Genomic DNA, 18,316 nt, shown 5'->3' on the forward strand with positions numbered 1-18,316 from the left:
TGAGCTTTGCTAATGAACAACATACGTAACTTCTCCATCATCGCCCACATCGACCACGGCAAATCGACCCTGGCCGACCGCATCATCCAGTTGTGCGGCGGCCTGTCGGACCGCGAGATGGACGCACAGGTGCTCGACTCGATGGACCTGGAGCGCGAGCGCGGCATCACCATCAAGGCGCAGACCGCCGCCCTGCAATACAAGGCGCGCGACGGCCAGGTCTACAATCTGAACCTGATCGACACGCCCGGCCACGTCGACTTCAGCTACGAAGTCTCGCGCTCGCTGTCGGCCTGCGAAGGCGCGCTGCTGGTGGTCGACGCCAGCCAGGGCGTCGAGGCGCAGACGGTGGCCAACTGCTACACCGCGCTCGACCTGGGCGTGGAAGTCGTGCCGATCCTGAACAAGATCGACCTGCCGCACGCCGACCCGGACAACGCGAAGAAGGAAATCGAGGACGTCATCGGCATCGACGCGTCCGACGCGACCGTCTGCTCGGCCAAGACCGGCCTGGGCGTCGAGGACGTGCTGGAAACCCTGATCGCCAAGGTGCCGCCGCCGAAGGGCGATCCGGACGCCCCGCTGCAGGCGCTGATCGTCGACTCCTGGTACGACCCGTATGTTGGCGTCGTGATGCTGGTGCGCGTCGTCAACGGCACGCTGCGCCCGAAGGACAAGATCCTGCTGATGGCGACCGGTTCCGTGAACCTGGTCGAGAACATCGGCGTCTTCACCCCGCGCTCGGTCTCGCTGCCGGAACTGAAGGCCGGCCAGGTCGGCTTCATCATCGCCGGCATCAAGGAACTGACCGCCGCCAAGGTGGGCGATACCGTCACCCTGGCCTCCAAGCCGGCCCCAAGCCCGCTGCCGGGCTTCAAGGAAGTCCAGCCGCAGGTGTTCGCCGGCCTGTTCCCGGTCGAAGCCAACCAGTACGACGCGCTGCGCGACTCGCTGGAGAAGCTGAAGCTGAACGACGCCGCCCTGATGTACGAGCCGGAAGTGTCGCAGGCGCTGGGCTTCGGCTTCCGCTGCGGTTTCCTCGGCCTGCTGCACATGGAGATCGTGCAGGAACGCCTCGAGCGCGAATTCGACATGGACCTGATCACGACGGCCCCGACCGTGGTGTACGAGGTCGAGATGCGCGACGGCAGCGTCATCCGCGTCGACAACCCGTCGAAGATGCCGGAACCGTCGAAGATCAACGAAGTGCGCGAACCGATCGTCGACGTCAATCTCTACATGCCGCAGGAATATGTCGGCTCGGTGATGACGCTGTGTAACGGCAAGCGCGGCATCCAGATGGACATGGCCTACCACGGCCGCCAGGTCAAGCTGCACTACGAAATCCCGATGGCGGAAATTGTGCTCGACTTCTTCGACCGCCTGAAATCGACCTCGCGCGGCTACGCCTCGATGGACTACGAGTTTAAGGAAAACCGCGCGGCCGACGTGGTGAAGGTCGACATGCTGATCAACAGCGAGAAGGTCGATGCGCTGGCGATCATCGTGCACCGCGCCAACGCGCCTTACCGCGGACGCCAGGTGGCGGCCAAGATGCGCGAACTGATCCCGCGCCAGATGTTCGACGTGGCGATCCAGGCGGCGATCGGCGCCACCATCATCTCGCGCGAAAACGTCAAGGCGCTGCGCAAGAACGTGCTGGCGAAGTGCTATGGCGGCGACATCAGCCGTAAGAAGAAACTGCTTGAGAAACAAAAAGCCGGTAAGAAACGCATGAAACAGGTGGGCTCGGTGGAAATTCCGCAGGAAGCCTTCCTCGCGATCCTTCAAGTGGAAGACAAATAACGATGCAACCAATCCTGGCGAATTTTGCGCTCATTCTGCTCGTGCTCATGGTGATCACGGGCGTCATCTGGTTTTGGGATGTCCTGGTCCTGTCCAAACGGCGCCGCGCCGCGGCCGACGCCGCACTGGCCGAGTACGATGCACGCATGGCCAAGCTCACCAGCGAAGGCATCAAGGTCGACAGCAACAAGCGCGCCGCGATCGAAGCGGCGCACCTGCGCCAGCCGACCTGGGTCGAGTATTCGGGCAGTTTCTTCCCGGTCATCGCGCTCGTGTTCTTCCTGCGCTCCTTCCTGTGGGAGCCCTTCAAGATCCCGTCGAGCTCGATGGTGCCGACCCTGCTGGTGGGCGACCTGATCCTCGTGAACAAGTACACCTACGGTATCCGCTTGCCGATCATCAACAAGAAGATCATCGAGGTGAACGATCCGCAGCGTGGCGACGTCATGGTGTTCAAGTATCCGAAGGACATGAGCCAGGATTACATCAAGCGCATCATTGGCGTGCCAGGCGACAAGATCGTCTATGAAAACAAGCGCCTGACGGTGAACGGCACCCCGGTCGACTACACGCCGCTCGACGATTACCTCGACGACGAGAAGCCGGTCTACCACAAGCAGTTCATCGAAAAGCTGCCGGGCAGCCAGCACCGCATCCTCAATTCGGAACCGGCGCGCTCGTTCAACCTCGACGCCGTCGAGAACTTCCCGATGCGCGAAGCCTGCGACTATTCGTACGATAAATTTACCTGTATCGTACCGGAAGGCAATTACTTCATGATGGGCGACAACCGCGACAACAGTGCGGACAGCCGATACTGGGGTTTTGTTCCCGACAAAAATATCGTCGGCAAGGCGTTCCTGGTGTGGATGAACTTCGGCGATCCGAAGCGCATCGGCAGCATCAAGTAACGCCGCCGTCGTCGCTGAGGAGGCAAGATGCGAGTGAATATGCATAAGGAAATGGGACTGGCGCGGCAGCGGGGCATGTCGCTGACCGGGCTGATCCTGGTGTTGATGGTGCTGGGCCTGCTCGCGGTGCTGGCCATCAAGATCGTACCGTCCTGGCTAGAGTTCCGGTCGGTGCAGGACGGCATCGTCCGCGCCAAGGCGGCGGGCGGTTCAAATGCTGAAATGCAACAGGCCTTCGATAAGTTTGCCGAAGTCAACAACGTCGAAGTCGTGCGCGGCCGCGACCTCGTCATCACCCGTGACGGCGCCAATCCCGAGATCAGCTTCGCCTACGAAAAGCGCATTCCACTGACGGAGCGCGCCACCCTGGTCATCGATTACGACGGCACCACCGAAGCCGGCGGCGTCGTCGCAGCCAAGTCTGCCACGGCCGACTGAGCCGGGCAGGCCGCAACGGCAGGTGACCCGGCCGCCGCGCCGGGCCGCCGCCGATGTCCGTCCGACTGCAACACGGCGCCTCGCAAGCGCGGTCCGCCGCGTGCCGGCCCCCTCATTGCGCGCCACCCCGTGCCCCGCCGGCGCGGCCATACCGGCCCGCTCCGGCGGGGCAAGCGCCGCCGACTGCGGCGTTCGTACTAGAATGAACCCATGATGAATCTTCAGTTATTGCAAACGCGCTTAGGTTATACGTTCCGGAATGCCGCCCTGTTGCAGCAGGCCCTGACGCACCGCAGCCACAGCGCCCTGCATAACGAGCGCCTCGAATTCCTCGGCGATTCGATCCTCAACTGCGTGGTCGCCTCGATCCTGTACGAGCGCTTCACCCACCTCGACGAGGGCGACCTGTCGCGCCTGCGTGCCAACCTCGTCAAGCAGCAGTCGCTGTTCGAGATCGCCCAGAAGCTGGAACTGTCGCAGTTCCTGCGCCTGGGGGAGGGCGAGCTGAAGTCGGGAGGCTTCCGCCGCCCGTCGATCCTGGCCGACACCCTCGAGGCCCTGCTCGGCGCGATTTTCCTCGATGCCGGTTTCGAAGCCGCGCGCGACGTCATCCGCGCTTTCTACATCCCGCTGCTCGACACCGTCGATCCGCGCACGCTCGGCAAGGACGCCAAGACGCTGCTGCAGGAATTCCTCCAAAGCCGCCGCATCGCGCTGCCGACCTATAACGTGATCGCTACCCACGGCGCCGCCCACAACCAGGAATTCGAGATCGAATGCCTGGTGCCGAAACTGGGCATCCAGGTCTTCGGCCGCGGCGGTAGCCGCCGTGCCGGCGAGCAGGCCGCGGCCCGCCTCGCGCTCGAGACGGCCGAACAGGCGCTGCGCAAGACCCCGGTGGCCGGACGCAAGGCCAAGCCGCGCGCCGCCCAGCTCAAGCTGGCGGGCATCGCCACCATCCAGGGCGAGGACGCAGCCGATGCGCAAGCCGCCGCCCCCACCAAACAGGCATGAAGCATGAATAACGAACACAACCCCGCCGAACAAGACGACAACGATCCGGCTGAACATACCTCCTCCAGCGACAAGCCGGCGGTCGACGTCAACGCCTTCTTCGCCGACCGGCGCGACGCCAGCGGCGGCGCCTCGGCCGAAGGCTTCCGCTGCGGCTACATCGCCATCGTCGGCCGCCCGAACGTGGGCAAGTCGACGCTGATGAACGTGCTGATCGGCGCCAAGGTGTCGATCACCTCGCGCAAGGCGCAGACCACGCGCCACCGCATCACCGGCATCCAGACCCATGACGACGCCCAGTTTATCTACGTCGATACGCCGGGCTTCCAGACGCGTCATGCAAATGCGCTGAACAAAACGCTGAACAAGACTGTCGCGAACACGCTGACCGCCTCCGACGTCGTCCTCTTCCTGGTCGAGGCCGGCACTTTCGGCCCGGCCGACCAGCAGGTGCTGGACCTGCTGCCGAAGAACGTCCCGGTCATCCTGGTGATCAACAAGTCGGACCGCATGAAGGACAAGGCGACCCTGATGCCGTTCGCCCAGAAAGTGGCGGCGCTGCGCGACTTCACGGCCATCGTGCCGGTGTCGGCCAAGCTGCGTTTCCAGGTCGACTCCCTCGAGCGCGAGATCCGCAACCACTTGCCGGAAAATCCGCCGGTCTTCGGCCCGGACGACATCACCGACCGCAGCGAGAAGTTCCTCGCCGCCGAGATCGTGCGCGAAAAAGTGTTCCGCCTGCTGGGCGACGAGCTGCCCTACACGAGCACGGTGCTGATCGAGCAGTTCCTCCAGGAAGGCAACCTGCGCCGCATCTTCGCGGCCATCCTGGTCGAGCGCGACACCCATAAATCGATGATCATCGGTAACAAGGGCGCCCGCCTGAAGGAAATCTCGACCCAGTCGCGCCTGGACATGGAAAAGCTGTTCGGCGGACCCGTGTACCTGGAGATCTGGGTGAAGGTCAAGTCCGGCTGGGCCGACAACGAAGCGGGCCTGCGCGCCTACGGCTACGAGTAAGCGCCCGGAGCACAGCCAGCCCGCATGACGAGCCCCGACGCCGACCTCAAGCCCCAGGACGCCCAGGCGCAAGCCGGGGCGCCGGATGCGGACATGCCCGTCGTGGCCGTGCCGGCCGTGGCAGCCCCCGCCGTTCCTTCTGCGGTCGTGCCCCCCGGCCCGCCGGCGCCGGTACGGCGCAACCGCGCCCCGGTCGGCAACGTCCGCATCAACGGCCAGCCCTCGTTCGTGCTGCACAGCTATCCCTACAAGGAAACGAGCCTCATCGTCGACCTGTTTACGCGCGACCATGGCCGCATCGCGGTCGTGGCCAAGGGCGCCAAGCGGCCGCTCTCGAAGCTGCGCGGCGTGCTGCAGACCTTCCAGCCGCTGTCGGTGTCCTGGAGCGGCAAGTCCGAGCTGCGCACCCTGATCGACGCCGAATGGGTGGGCGGCATGTTGCCCCTGGAGCGCACCGCGCTGCTGTGCGGCTTTTACCTGAACGAATTGCTGGTCAAGCTGCTGGCCCGCGACGACCCGCACCGCGCCCTGTTCGACCATTACATTTCCACGCTTAACGAGCTGGCGCACGGCGAACCGGCACAAATCGCCTTGCGAAAATTCGAACGGGCCTTACTTAAGGAAACAGGCGTCGCCGCCGACCTGGGCCGCTCGACGACCACGCGCGAGGCGGTGGTCGCCGCCAGCGATTACGTTGTCGACCCGGAGCGCGGCGCGCGCGAGGCGCGGGTTTCGGATGTCTGGCCCGTGGTCTCCGGCAAAACCCTGCTCGACATGGAGCGCGAGGATTATGGCGATCCGGCGACCCAGGCACAGAGCAAGCAGCTGATGCGCTTCCTGCTGGCGCACCACCTGGGCGGCACGCCGCTCAATACCCGGCAGATTTTGATCGATTTGATGCAGTTATAACATTTCCCAAAAAACCATGAGCTTCCTGCAACCCGCCGGCCCGGTCATCGACCTGGGCGTGAACATCGACCACATCGCCACAGTGCGCAATGCGCGCGGCACCGTCTATCCGGACCCGCTGCGCGCGGCCCTGCTGGCCGAGCAGGCCGGCGCCGACCTGATCACGCTGCACCTGCGCGAAGACCGCCGCCACATCAAGGATGCCGACGTGCTGGCGATGCGCCCGCAGCTGGCCACGCGCATGAACCTGGAAGCGGCCGTCACGCAGGAGATGATCGATTTCGCCTGCCAGGTGCGCCCGCAGGACGTGTGCCTGGTGCCCGAGCGGCGCGAGGAAGTCACGACCGAAGGCGGACTCGACGTCATCCGTTACTTCAAGGAAGTCGAGACGGCGGTGAAACAGCTGAAAGACGAGGGCATCCGCGTGTCGCTCTTCATCGATGCCGACGAGGCGCAGATCGAAGCGGCGGGCCGTACGGGCGCCACCGTGATCGAGCTGCACACGGGCCGTTACGCGGAAGCGGAAGGCGCGGAGGCAGCGCATGAACTGGAGCGGATCAAGGCCGGCGCGCTCGCGGGCATGCGCCATGGTTTGGTGGTGAATGCGGGCCATGGCCTGCATTACACGAACGTGCAGCCGGTGGCCGCGATCCGCGAGATCGCCGAACTCAACATCGGCCATGCGATCGTCGCCCAGGCGCTGTTCGCCGGCTGGGAAAATGCGGTGCGCGAGATGAAGGCGATCATGGTGGCGGCCCGCCTGGGCGTGTCGCTGGGGGGCTCCCTGGCACAGGGGGCGCAATGATTTACGGAATCGGCACCGACATCGTTCAGATCTCGCGTGTCGAGGCGGCGCTGGCGCGCAACGAGCGCTTCGCCGAGAAAATCCTTGGCCCCGAGGAGCTGGAAAAATTCCGCGCCCGGCGCGCGCGCAGCGAAGTGCGCGGCCTGCGTTTCCTGGCCACCCGCTTTTCGGCCAAGGAAGCGTTTTCCAAGGCCATCGGCCTGGGGATGCGCATGCCGATGACCTGGCGCTCGGCGCAGATGCTCAATGCGCCCAGCGGCAAGCCGGTCATCGTGTGCAGCGGCGCGCTGGAAGAATTCATGCGCCAGAACCGCCTGAGCGCACAGGTGACGATCAGCGACGAAGCCGACTACGGCGTCGCCTTCGTGATCGTGACGCAGGAGCCGTTGGGCGCCTGACAACCTGCCGCGCCTTGCACGCGCGCCTTGCTCCGCCGAACAGGCGTACTGTCTTCGACGATGTCGCCATCGTCCCGAGGCCTCGCCACCCGGGTTTTATTTGACGCTTTAATCAGCCAGTAACTACTACGCAAGCGATACGCCAGTGACCAAGGAAGTGCAATCCCCCGAACTGCCGGAGACCCCGGCGCCAGACAACAGCGTCGCCAATCAGGTGGCGGAAGCGCCGGTGGCTTATGTGGCAGCCGGCGGAGCTGCCATGCCCGCCCCGCATCCGGTCGAGGGCAAGCCGGCCCGCACGGGCAAAACCAGGGCCAAGGCCTCCGAGGCGCCGGCGCCCCGCGCGCGTCCCGACACCTGGCAGGTGATGAAGGAAGAGCTGACCGCGACCCTGAAAGGGGACGCGGCCGACCCCGTCCAGCCCAGCCCCTCGGCCAGGGAGCAGGTGCTGGCGACGGTGGCCAAGCTGCCGGACCTGCCCGGCGTGTACCGCTATTTCGACGCCAACCAGAACGTGCTCTACGTCGGCAAGGCGCGCAACCTGAAAAAGCGGGTTTCGAGCTATTTCCAGAAAAACCTGTCGAGCCCGCGCATTGCGATGATGGTGTCGCAGATCGCCAACCTGGAAACGACGATCACGCACAGCGAAGCCGAAGCCCTGATCCTGGAAAACAACCTGATCAAGGCCCTCAAGCCGCGCTACAACATCCTGTTCCGCGACGACAAATCGTATCCGTATCTCAAACTGTCGGGCGGCGACTTCCCGCGCATGGGCTATTACCGCGGCGCCCTCGACAAGAAGAGCCAGTTCTTCGGTCCTTTCCCGAGCGCCTGGGCGGTGAAGGAATCGATGCAGATCCTGCAAAAGGTATTCCAGCTGCGCACCTGCGAGGACAGCGTGTTCACCAACCGTACGCGCCCCTGCCTGCTGCACCAGATCGGACGCTGCAGCGGGCCCTGCGTGAACCTCATCGACAAGGATGAGTACAAGGTAGATGTCGAGAACGCCGCGAAGTTCCTGCGCGGGCGCCAGACCGAGGTCATGGAAGACCTGCAGCAAAAGATGCACGGGTTTGCCGAAAAGCTGATGTTCGAGCAGGCAGCCGGCGTGCGCAACCAGATCCAGTCGCTCTCGCGTGTGCTGCACCAGCAGAGCATGGAAACGACCGGCGACGCCGACGTCGACGTGATCGCCGTGGTGGTGCAGGGCGGGCGTGCCTGCGTCAACCTGGCGATGGTGCGCGGCGGCCGCCACCTGGGCGACCGCGCCTATTTTCCGACCCAGGTCGGGGAGGCGATCGCCGAGGCCTCGATCGAATGCGAGGTGCTGGCGGCCTTCCTGGTGCAGCATTACACCGACAAGTTTATCCCCGGCACCCTGATCCTGAACATCGAATTCGACCAGCCGGAACTGATGGTGGCGCTGACCGAGCAGTGCGGGCACCGCATCAACCTGATCTTCCAGCCCCAGGGCCAGCGCCGCCAATGGCTTGAGCTCGCTCAAAAGGGCGCCGAGATCTCGCTGGCACGTCTGTTGTCTGAACAAGGGTCGCAGCAGTCGCGCACGCGCGCGCTGGCCGAGGCCTTGTCGCTGGACGCGACCGACCTCGAAAGCCTGCGCATCGAATGCTTCGACATCAGCCACACGGCGGGCGAGGCGACGCAGGCATCCTGCGTCGTGTTCCACCACCACACGATGCAGAACTCGGAGTACCGGCGCTACAACATCAACGACATCACGCCCGGCGACGACTACGCGGCCATGCGCCAGGTGCTGATGCGCCGCTACGAGAAGGTCGCCGGCGGCGACGGCGTCATGCCGGACGTCGTGCTCGTCGACGGCGGCAAGGGCCAGGTCGAAATGGCGCGCCAGGTGTTTTCCGAGCTCGGCCTCGACATCGGCCTGATCGTCGGCGTGGCAAAAGGCGAGGGGCGCCGGGTCGGCCTCGAGACCCTGATCTTCGCCGACGGCCGCGCGCCGCAGGAACTGGGCAAGGAATCGGCCGCCCTGATGCTCGTCGCCCTGATCCGCGACGAGGCGCACCGCTTCGCGATCACCGGCATGCGCGCCAAGCGCGCCAAGGCCCGCCAGGCCTCGCGCCTGGAGGAAATCGAAGGCATCGGCGCCAAGCGCCGCCAGCGCCTGCTCGCCCGCTTCGGCGGGCTGCGCGGCGTGATCGACGCCAGCGTCGAAGACCTGTGCCAGGTCGAAGGCATCTCGACGGCGCTGGCGGAAGAGATTTATCGCCAGCTGCATTGAGGTCCGGTAGCGAGGCCGGCCAGTCCGCCTCGCTCGACACGTCCTGCGACATCGGCAAGGGACGTAGGGTAGTCGGCTCCACCCGAACGCGTGCGGACCAGCTGCCTGACCGCCGTCCACGCGTTCAACCATCAGAAGAAACCACGCGACAGCGCACCCGCCCATTGAACGCGTGGACGGCACAAACACCTGCCATATGCAAATTGTGAAGGTATAGCCGTCCACCCTACGGGTCTGCGCATCCCCTCGATCGGGCTCCCGTTCTCCACCGCTGAGCTCAACTGGTTTAAAAAGCAATACCCATGTAGACTAGCGGCGCACGCATTTTTCCAACGGTAAGCCAGTTCAAGCCCCTATGCCTTTTAACATCCCGATTCTCCTGACCTGGTTACGTGTAGCACTGATTCCTCTCGTTGTCGGCGTTTACTACCTTCCCACCCACTGGCTCCCGCTGGCCGACCGCAACCTGGCGGCGACCCTGGTCTTCATCGTGGCGGCCGTCACCGACTGGTTCGACGGCTTCCTCGCGCGGCGCTGGAACGAAACCTCGGCCTTCGGCGCCTTCCTCGACCCTGTCGCCGACAAGCTGATGGTGGCCGGCGCCTTGCTGGTGCTGATCCAGCTCGACCGCGTCAACGCCATCATTGCTTTCATCATCATCGGCCGCGAGATCACGATCTCGGCCCTGCGCGAATGGATGGCCGAAATCGGCGCGCGCAAGTCGGTGGCCGTCAGCTCGCTGGGGAAGGTGAAGACCGCCGCGCAAATGGCCGCGATCCCGATGCTGCTCTTCCATGACCGCCTGCTCGGCATCGACATGTACTACTGGGGCCAGGTCTTCCTGTGGGTGGCGGGCGTGCTGACCGTGTGGTCGATGTTCTACTACCTGCGCCGTGCGTGGCCGCTGATCAAGGAAAAGAGCGGGAATTCGTAAGATTAATTCTTTCGCATCCTTGACGTACGGATCAGATCATCTATAATGCTTGCCTGTTGCGACGACATCGCAGCAAACGACAGACAAAGCGGGAGTAGCTCAGTTGGTAGAGCGCAACCTTGCCAAGGTTGAGGTCGAGAGTTCGAGACTCTTCTCCCGCTCCAAGTTTGCAAGAAGTCGGCAGTAACAGATGCAGTACGGGTTGTCTTGGAAGTTGAAACAATTTCTGCGATAATCGATGTTTCCAGAATGCGGGAGTAGCTCAGTTGGTAGAGCGCAACCTTGCCAAGGTTGAGGTCGAGAGTTCGAGACTCTTCTCCCGCTCCAGTTCTCTGGGGCAGCAGTAAGGTGTAAAACTAGTTGGAACACACTCCGTGCGGGAGTAGCTCAGTTGGTAGAGCGCAACCTTGCCAAGGTTGAGGTCGAGAGTTCGAGACTCTTCTCCCGCTCCATCAGGCGTGTCGATAGCAGGACTCCTAAGCGGGAGTAGCTCAGTTGGTAGAGCGCAACCTTGCCAAGGTTGAGGTCGAGAGTTCGAGACTCTTCTCCCGCTCCAGAATTCAGAGAAGACATTGCTTCTCATGTTGATTTGGAACATAACCCTCCAGCTCAGCAGTCGTACTATATACTCTGGCGAGGTAGCAAAGCGGTTATGCAGCGGCCTGCAAAGCCGTCTAGACGGGTTCGACTCCCGTCCTCGCCTCCAGAATGCATGACACAAAATCGCCGCCCGCCGGCGATTTTGCATTTCTGGCTCCACTTCTTAGCGAACAGACCATGGGTCACGACATCAAGACCATCAAGGAAGCCGGAGCGCTCACGCTGCGCGTCTGGCGCGAGGCCATTCATTTCTTCCTCAGCATCGAACTCTGGCTGATGGTGCTGGTCGCCGGCGCCACCGTCGGCGGCGTGTGGCTCGCCGCCCTGGGCGATGGACGCAGCGTCCTCGCCTTCGGCTTTGCAATCGCCTACGTCGTCACCCGCTCGGTGCTGCACGTCAAGCGCATCCTCAGCTGGCCCTTCATCTGAGCGCAGCGCCCGGAACCCGGGCAATCACACCAGCTCGTAACGCGCCCGGTAGGGGCGAAATCCGATACGCCGCTTGAAGTCGCGCAGGCCCGGCTGGGCACCGAGGAAGGTGTCGTACATGAAGTAATCGACATCGCGCTCCTCTATCAGGCGGCAAACGATGGCCGACAGCAGCAAATACATGATGCCGTCGTTGTTCTTGTAGCCCATCAACTGATCGGTCGACACGAAATTCCCGTAGCGCAGCACGCTGCAATAGGCCGACAGGCGGCCGTGGGTGTCGAACACGCCGTAGCACGCACTGTGGGGCGGGTTGTCGTAGTGCGTTTTCCGGATGCGGTAGGCGCCGTCCATTGGACGGCCCTGGCGTTCCTCGCAGGAGGTATGGATGGCGTGGATCTCGTCGATGTGCTCGTTGCGGTCGATCGGGCGCAGGCGGTAGCCGCGCGCGGTCGCTTTCCTGCTCTTCGACCCGGCGTAGCCGTCGCGGCGCACGCTGTGCAGGTAGTTGCCGGGTTCGCCGCCGAAGGCCGCCAGGTCGATGAGCGCGATGCCCATGGTCTTGTTGCGGAATATCTTGAGGCGCGGATGGCGCCGGGTGAAGTTGGCGTGGGCGCGGCGGATGTCTTCCGGGTGCAGGCGCTGCTCGAAACGGAGCCGGGCCACCGGCAGGCGCGCTAGTTGCGCCACGACGCGTGCGCGATCCATCAGCTTTGCAAATAGTTCAGGCGTTTCCATAAGTTATCCTCATGTCAGGCGCTGGAACGGTTGTCCCGCAAAGGGCCGCCGGCTGAAGGATTGCAGGGCAGGGCCGAGGCTCCACGTAACGGCATGTGCCGTGTCAGGCGATCCTCGCGGGACTTTCCCGCCGGGCGTCATGAAAGTGGATCAGCCTGTCAAGTCAGAGTCGCAAGCAACTGAACAGTTCCTCGAACACGCCTGATTTCGCGCAAACGATGCCGGTCGCCCGGCCATAAGCTAGGCGAATCTCCTGACGTAGTCCCTTGACGGCGAACCGAGACCATGCACGCGACCAGGTACCAGCCCTTGCACCAGTCCCTGCACCAGTTCCTTCACGGCGAGGCCGAACCGTGGCGGCGTGGCGCATCCCGGCCTGGAGAGCGGCGATGAGCCCCGCGCCGCGCGTCAGCGTGCTGATCCCGAGTTACGAGCAGGCCGCCTTCCTGCCGCGGGCGCTCGACAGCCTGATCGCGCAATCCATGACCGAGTGGGAAGCGATCGTCATCGATGACGGTTCCGGCAGCGCGACACGCGATACCTTGCTCCATTGGCGCGCCGGCCTGCACGCTCCGGACTCACGCATTCACTACCTGCGCAACGAGCGCAATGAAGGCCTGGGCCGCGCGCTCAACATCGGCCTGGAGCACGCCCGTACGCCGCTGATCGCCTACCTGCCGAGCGACGACGTCTACTACCGCGACCACCTGGCCGGGCTGTGCGCCGTGCTCGACGCCCGGCCCGGCGCCGTGCTGGCTTATTCGGGCCTGCGCCACCACACCAACCGCAGCGCGCCCGGCCAGCTGCCCGGCTCCTGGCTGCAGCTCGTGCAATGCCTGCACCGGCGCAATGCCGCGCGCTGGACCGAGCGCGGCGAGTGCGAGTCCGACGACCTGGAGCAACTGTTCTGGCAGCGCCTGCGCGCGTTCGGCGACTTCGCCGGCAGCGGCCTCGTCAGCTGCGAGTGGGTCGACCATCCGCTGCAGCGCCACAAGCTGATGCAGGAGCCGCTGGGCGGCATCAATCCCTTCCGCCGGCATTACCGGATCGCCACGCCGCTGCGCTTCCGCACCTCGGTCGGCAATGCCATCGACGAGGTCGGCCAGTACCGGGAGGCGCGCGAGCGCGCCGCCGCGCCCCGCGCCGCCAACGGGCTGAGCATCCTGCTGGTGGGCGAGCTGGCCTACAACGCCGAGCGCGTGCTGGCCTTGGAACAGGCGGGGCACCGCCTGTACGGCCTCTGGACGCCCCGGCCCTACTGGTTCAACACCGTGGGGCCGCTGCCCTTCGGCCATGTCGAAGACCTGCCGGCCGACGACTGGCGCGCCGCGATCGAGCGGCTCCAGCCCGACATCATCTACGGCCTCCTGAACTGGCAGGCGGTCGCCTTTGTGCACGAAGTCATGCGGGCCACGCCCGGCATTCCTTTCGCCTGGCATTTCAAGGAAGGGCCCTTCATCTGCCTGGAGAAGGGGCTCTGGCCGCAGTTGGTCGATCTGTACCGCGAGGCCGACGGGCGCCTGTTCAGCAACCCGGAAATGCGCGACTGGTTCGATACGGCGGTGCCGGGCTTGTCCGGCAGCGGCCCCGCGCACGTCCTCGACGGCGATCTGCCGCTGGCGGCCTCGGTCGCCGGCGCGCGCTCGCCGCGGCTGTCCGAGGGCGATGGCGAACTCCACACGGTCGTCCCCGGCCGCCCGATCGGGTTGCATCCGCACACGGTGGCGGAACTGGCGGGCGAGGGCATCCACCTGCATTTCTATGGCGACTTCACCCAGGGCCAGTGGCGCGGCTGGATAGCGGATGCGCAGAAGCTGGCCCCGCGCCACCTGCACCTGCATGCCAACGTCGACCAGGCGGCCTGGCGCAGCGAATTCTCGCGCTACGACGCCGGCTGGCTGCACGCCTTTGCCAGCAGCAACGAGGGCGAGCTGCGCCGCGCGAACTGGGACGACCTGAACACGCCGGCGCGCGTGGCAACCCTGGCGGCGGCCGGACTGCCGATGATCCAGCGCGACAACACGGGCGCGATCGTCGCCACCCAGTCGCTGGCGCAGGCCCTGGGCATCGGCGTGTTCTACGACAGCATCCCCGAGCTGGCCGCAAGGCTGCGCGACCGTCCCGCGCTCGACGCCGTCCGCGCGCGGGTGGAGGCCAGCCGGGACCGATTCACCTTCGATCCGCACGTGCCCGAACTGGTCGCATTCTTCCGCCAGACGATCGCCTGGGCGCGCGCCGGCCCGCGCACGGACAGGCGGCGCGAGGTGGAGCGGCCCGGGGTCGCGTTCTGAAACGGCACAGAGCGGACGCGCGAAAAAAAACGGCATGGACACGACTGTCCATGCCGCTGCGACGGCTGGGCTGCGCCACACCACACGCGTCGGCGCGACACTGCCGGCAAAAGCCCGATCAGAACGACATCGGCACGCGCACCATCAGCGTCACGTCCGGCGTGTCGCGGGTGAGACCTGCGCCAACGGCGACGCTCAGCGTTTTCTTGTCGCTCAGCCGGTAAGAGTAGCCGATCAGCAAAGTACCGAGCTGGGTGCGCACCGAGCCCGGCACCGTACGGCCCGACTGCTTGGTACGCGCCACCGAGTTGTGGTCGTAGCCGACGCTGAACGAGGCCTTGTCGTTGAGCGCCAGGCCCATGCCGAAATTGAAGCCGAACACGCCGCCGGGCGCGACTTCGCCCAGCGACTCCAGTACCCCGCCGAGCACGGTGCGCGAGACATCGCGCTTGAAATTGTGCAGATAGCTGAAGCTGCCGAAGAACACGGCCGGGTCGGACGGGAAGAGCCAGGTCAGGCTGGGCTGCAGGGAATAGAAGCCGGAACCGGTCGGCAGTTCGAGCGGCAGGCCGCTGCCGGTGATGTTTTCTCCGATGCAGCGCCGCTGGCAATCCGTGACGACTTCGAAGGGATCCTTGCCGGTGCGCGACTTGAAGCGCAGGCCGCCGATGAAGTAGGGCTTGTCGACACCGCCGTCGTTGAACTGGTAGCGAGCAGCCAGCTCGACGTCGCCGACCGCCTTGCCGCTCGTTTCAAAAGCACGCTCGACCGCGGTGCCGGTGAATACCTCGCGGCTTACCGTGGCGTCGCTGCGGTACACGTAGGGCAGCTTGGCCTCGACCTCGAAGCGGTTGCTCAGGCCGCGGCGCAGGGTGACGGTGGCGGTGGTGGTGTTGCGCTTGACTTCGCGCACGTCGATCAGGCCGATCAACAGCGCCGGGATCACCGTGTAGCCGACCAGGGCCACCCGGTTGCTCGACGAATAGCCGTACTGGATGGCCGGCTCGAACACATATTTGCCGCGCGGCGTCAGCACGCCGGGTTGTTCGAAAATTGGAGCGACCTCGGGCGTACGGCTGTCGCGCGCCGGGGCACGGCCGACCGCCGCCGTGTTGGTGGCCGCCGTCGGGGCGCTGGCCGGGCCGCCGACGGGGGCGGCCGGTGCGGCCGGGGTCTGCGGGGCGCCGGCAGGAGCGCCCCCGGTGCCGCGCAGCAGCTCGAGCCGGGCGCTTGGCGCCGGCAGCGCCAGCCCGGCCGCCAGCGGCGAGGCCGCGGCCGGATTCGGCGGCGCCGCGCCCGCGCCGCGCGTGGCCGCCAGCTCGTCCGGGGTAGCGGCAGGAAGCTGCGTGCCGGCCAGTGCGGGCGAGGCCGGCGCAGCCGGCGCGGGGACGGGCTCGGTGCGGCGCGCGCTGCGCACGTCGCGTTCGAGTTCGTCGATACGGGCGCGCTGCGATTCGAGCTGCTGGCGCATCGCCTTGACCTGCTCGACCAGTTCGGCAACGGTTTGCGCCTTGGCCGGCAGGACGGCAAACGCCGCGCTGACGGCCAGGGCGCCCACACACAGCGCCGGAATCTTCTGCATAAATCGCTCCATGGTGAGGAGCCGTCAGCGGGGTGCGACGGCTGTTGACAAAGCATTATTCAGGCTCGTGCCGAAATTGAGCGCACGTAACATTCCTGCGGTGTTCACCGTGGCATTGATGGACGTCTGGTTCTTGATCAACTGGTCGTTCAGGGTGTTCTGGATCAGGGTGCCGCCCAGCAGGTTGGGCGTATTCGGCGTGACCAGGCTGGACTCGCCGTTCTGGATCAATCGTAATTGTCCCAGCGCTTCGCTGGACAGGCTGGCCTCGCCGTTGGCCAGCTTGCCGATGTCGCCCAGCTGCATTTCGGTACGCTCGACAACGTTGCCGTTGATGCTGACCAGGCGCTCCAGGCCCAGGGTCACGACCAGGCCGCCCGGGGTGATGAAGCCGCCGCGGGCTGCGTCCAGCGTGGCGCTGTCGACCGCGTTCGCCGACTGGAACGGGTCCGGCTGCGCACCGGATTCCGGCGCGGCCATGGCCAGCCCGGCGAGCGGCAATAACAGGAGCGGCAGGAACGGCAGGGAAAGATGAAGCGGCATGGTGCAGTTCCTTAAAAATCGGAGGGGCCGAATTTCGGCAGCCCGTAGGTGCTTTCGACGGCCCGGCTGACGCCTTCGCCGATCGGTGCGCGCGGCGCGTTGCGCCAGTCGGCGGCCAGGTTGAAGCCCGGCTGGATCGGTCCTTCATGGACCACGAACAGGATGCGGTTGGCCCAGATCGCCTCGAAGCGCTCGCGCGGCATCACGCGCGTGCCGCGCGAAGGGTCGCCCAGCAGGATGCGTCCGTCGTCGAAACCCTTGATGACCACGAAATGGTGGTAGCCGTTGTCGGAAATGAGGACGATGGCCGGCAGCTTTGCCTCGATCAGTTTGTCGAGCGGCAGCTGGAAGCCGTTGGCGGTGAAGCCGCGGCTCTTCAGGAAGCGCTGCATGTCCAGCAGCGAAAAACCCTCGCGGCGGATTTTCTGCTGGTCGCCGCTGGTGAACATATGTTGGAAAGCATCCTGCTCGCTCGTCGGCGTGGCGTAGTGGTGGGTCAGCAGCGTGGCCAGCGCAGCCGAGCCGCAACTGAAGTCGTACTGCTGGCGCAGGGTCGCCTGGAAGCGCAGGTCCTTCATGCTCTTGACCGGCATGCCGACGCGCATGCCGCTCGGGAGGGACAGCTCGGCGGCCCCGGCCGCAGCGGGGGCCAGCAGCAGCGCTGCGGGGAGGACGAGTGCGCGTAGTTTCATTGGAATTGCAAATTGATGACGGTGGCGTTCTGGATCAGGACGTTGGCGCCGCTGTTCTGGATCACGACCGGAATCCCGGACATGTTGGCGAACGAGCCGGCGTCGATCGTGTTCGAGCCGGTCTGGACGTTGACCGCGCTGTTGTTGGCGACGTCGCCGTTCAGTTTGGTGTCGTTGACGACCGTGTCGGCGCGTCCCCGTTCGTGCTCCAGCTGCTCGAGGTCGACCGCTTCGACGGCGGCGCCGCCGATGGCCAATACCGGAGCGCGCGTCTGGACGGCAGGCAGGGTGCGCAGTTCGCGCGACGCGTCCACGGCAGGCACGCTCAGTTCGTCCGCGTCCAGCACGGCGGGCGCGACGGGCTCGGAGGCGACGGCGGGTAAGGCCAGGGTAGCGGCCAGCGCCAGGGCCCAGGCCCGGCCCGGGCGGGCATGTGCAAAAGTCTTGTTCATCGTCTCTCCTGAAGCCGAAGACAGCCACGCCGGAGGGCGCGGCCGTCTTCGGGAGTCACTTCTTACACAGTACGGCTTGCAGGCAGGGGATTACTGGCCGCTGCCGACCGCCAGGTTGCTCTGCACGTTGACGCTCTGCTGGATCAGGGACGAGAAGCCGTTGTTCTGGCTGATCACCATCACACCGGCCGCCGACTGGCCGACGCTGGTCATGGCGTTCGACATGTCGAAGGCGCCGGCATTGATGGTGTTGGTGCCGCCTGCGCCGCCGGTGGCCGCGCCGCCTGCGCCGCCGGTGCCGGTGCCTGCAGTGTTGGCGCCCGAGGTGCCGCCCGCGCCGCCGGTGCCGGTGCCGCCGGTACCGCCCGCGCCGCCGTCACCGGCCGTCGCCGCGCCCGAGGTGGTCGAGCCGTTGGTGGCGCTGCCCGAGGTGGCCGCGCCGCCGGCCGCGCCTGCGCCGCCGGTGTTCGAGGCCAGGCCGGTCGAGCCGCCCG

General features: G+C 65.4%; 17 protein-coding genes, 5 tRNA genes and 1 pseudogene. 17 read left to right on the plus strand and 6 right to left on the minus strand.

What is annotated here, in order from left to right; all coding sequences use genetic code 11:
* Positions 1-12: 12 nt before the first annotated feature.
* From lepA to ACWCIA_RS13010, 16 genes are all read left to right on the plus strand, one after another.
* Complete coding sequence (gene lepA, locus ACWCIA_RS12935) at positions 13-1,806, plus strand: translation elongation factor 4 (RefSeq protein WP_454163821.1); 1,794 nt, start codon at positions 13-15, stop codon at positions 1,804-1,806.
* The gene (gene lepB / locus ACWCIA_RS12940; RefSeq protein ID WP_454163850.1) at positions 1,803-2,717 is read left to right on the plus strand and encodes a signal peptidase I; all 915 of its coding nucleotides are present in this window, start codon (positions 1,803-1,805) and stop codon (positions 2,715-2,717) included. The genes lepA and lepB overlap by 4 nt, the downstream gene beginning before the upstream one ends.
* Before the next feature lie 27 nt (positions 2,718-2,744).
* Positions 2,745-3,155, plus strand: a complete 411-nt coding sequence (locus tag ACWCIA_RS12945; RefSeq protein WP_454163823.1) for a DUF4845 domain-containing protein — start codon at positions 2,745-2,747, stop codon at positions 3,153-3,155.
* Positions 3,156-3,368: 213 nt separating this feature from the next.
* Positions 3,369-4,169: a ribonuclease III gene (gene rnc / locus ACWCIA_RS12950; RefSeq protein WP_454163851.1), complete on the plus strand. Its 801-nt coding sequence runs from the start codon at positions 3,369-3,371 to the stop codon at positions 4,167-4,169.
* A 3-nt stretch (positions 4,170-4,172) separates the two neighbouring features.
* Entirely contained in the window at positions 4,173-5,189 is a 1,017-nt protein-coding gene (gene era / locus ACWCIA_RS12955) for a GTPase Era (protein ID WP_454163825.1), read from the plus strand.
* Between the two features lie 24 nt (positions 5,190-5,213).
* Positions 5,214-6,098 carry a DNA repair protein RecO gene (gene recO / locus ACWCIA_RS12960; RefSeq protein WP_454163827.1) on the plus strand — a complete coding sequence of 295 codons (885 nt, stop codon included), beginning with the start codon at positions 5,214-5,216 and terminating at the stop codon, positions 6,096-6,098.
* A gap of 16 nt (positions 6,099-6,114) precedes the next feature.
* A complete protein-coding gene (locus ACWCIA_RS12965; RefSeq protein ID WP_454163828.1) occupies positions 6,115-6,903 on the plus strand; it encodes a pyridoxine 5'-phosphate synthase in 789 nt (262 codons plus the stop codon).
* Entirely contained in the window at positions 6,900-7,301 is a 402-nt protein-coding gene (gene acpS, locus ACWCIA_RS12970; protein WP_454163830.1) for a holo-ACP synthase, read from the plus strand. Before ACWCIA_RS12965 ends, acpS begins: the two co-directional genes overlap by 4 nt.
* A gap of 367 nt (positions 7,302-7,668) precedes the next feature.
* Positions 7,669-9,561, plus strand: coding sequence for an excinuclease ABC subunit UvrC (uvrC, locus tag ACWCIA_RS12975; protein WP_454163853.1), 1,893 nt, complete (start codon positions 7,669-7,671; stop codon positions 9,559-9,561).
* 355 nt (positions 9,562-9,916) lie between these two features.
* Positions 9,917-10,495 (plus strand): CDP-diacylglycerol--glycerol-3-phosphate 3-phosphatidyltransferase, encoded by a 579-nt coding sequence (pgsA, locus tag ACWCIA_RS12980; protein ID WP_454163832.1) that lies wholly within the window; start codon positions 9,917-9,919, stop codon positions 10,493-10,495.
* Positions 10,496-10,583: 88 nt separating this feature from the next.
* Positions 10,584-10,659, plus strand: a tRNA-Gly gene (locus ACWCIA_RS12985).
* Between the two features lie 87 nt (positions 10,660-10,746).
* Positions 10,747-10,822, plus strand: a tRNA-Gly gene (locus ACWCIA_RS12990).
* Positions 10,823-10,871: 49 nt separating this feature from the next.
* Positions 10,872-10,947, plus strand: a tRNA-Gly gene (locus ACWCIA_RS12995).
* A 28-nt stretch (positions 10,948-10,975) separates the two neighbouring features.
* Positions 10,976-11,051, plus strand: a tRNA-Gly gene (locus ACWCIA_RS13000).
* A 76-nt stretch (positions 11,052-11,127) separates the two neighbouring features.
* Positions 11,128-11,201, plus strand: a tRNA-Cys gene (locus ACWCIA_RS13005).
* Between the two features lie 71 nt (positions 11,202-11,272).
* Complete coding sequence (locus ACWCIA_RS13010) at positions 11,273-11,524, plus strand: hypothetical protein (RefSeq protein WP_454163834.1); 252 nt, start codon at positions 11,273-11,275, stop codon at positions 11,522-11,524.
* Between the two features lie 24 nt (positions 11,525-11,548).
* Here the strand turns inward: ACWCIA_RS13010 and ACWCIA_RS13015 are convergent, their stop codons facing one another.
* The gene (locus ACWCIA_RS13015; protein WP_454163836.1) at positions 11,549-12,232 is read right to left on the minus strand and encodes a hypothetical protein; all 684 of its coding nucleotides are present in this window, start codon (positions 12,230-12,232) and stop codon (positions 11,549-11,551) included.
* Between the two features lie 419 nt (positions 12,233-12,651).
* Between ACWCIA_RS13015 and ACWCIA_RS13020 the strand changes: the two genes are divergently transcribed.
* Complete coding sequence (locus ACWCIA_RS13020; protein WP_454163838.1) at positions 12,652-14,553, plus strand: glycosyltransferase family 2 protein; 1,902 nt, start codon at positions 12,652-12,654, stop codon at positions 14,551-14,553.
* Between the two features lie 118 nt (positions 14,554-14,671).
* On the opposite strand, the gene ACWCIA_RS13025 is transcribed toward ACWCIA_RS13020, so the two are convergent.
* From ACWCIA_RS13025 to ACWCIA_RS13045, 5 genes and pseudogenes are all read right to left on the minus strand, one after another.
* Positions 14,672-16,135 carry an acetate kinase gene (locus ACWCIA_RS13025; protein WP_454163840.1) on the minus strand — a complete coding sequence of 488 codons (1,464 nt, stop codon included), beginning with the start codon at positions 16,133-16,135 and terminating at the stop codon, positions 14,672-14,674.
* A gap of 24 nt (positions 16,136-16,159) precedes the next feature.
* Entirely contained in the window at positions 16,160-16,678 is a 519-nt protein-coding gene (locus tag ACWCIA_RS13030) for a hypothetical protein (protein ID WP_454163842.1), read from the minus strand.
* Positions 16,679-16,689: 11 nt separating this feature from the next.
* The gene (locus ACWCIA_RS13035; RefSeq protein WP_454163844.1) at positions 16,690-17,370 is read right to left on the minus strand and encodes a C39 family peptidase; all 681 of its coding nucleotides are present in this window, start codon (positions 17,368-17,370) and stop codon (positions 16,690-16,692) included.
* On the minus strand, positions 17,367-17,822 hold the full coding sequence (locus ACWCIA_RS13040; protein ID WP_454163845.1) for a hypothetical protein: 456 nt from the start codon (positions 17,820-17,822) through the stop codon (positions 17,367-17,369). Before ACWCIA_RS13040 ends, ACWCIA_RS13035 begins: the two co-directional genes overlap by 4 nt.
* 90 nt (positions 17,823-17,912) lie before the next feature.
* Positions 17,913-18,316, minus strand: a pseudogene (locus tag ACWCIA_RS13045) (hypothetical protein); the annotation flags it as partial.

The sequence above is a fragment of the Massilia sp. SYSU DXS3249 genome (assembly GCF_053668055.1).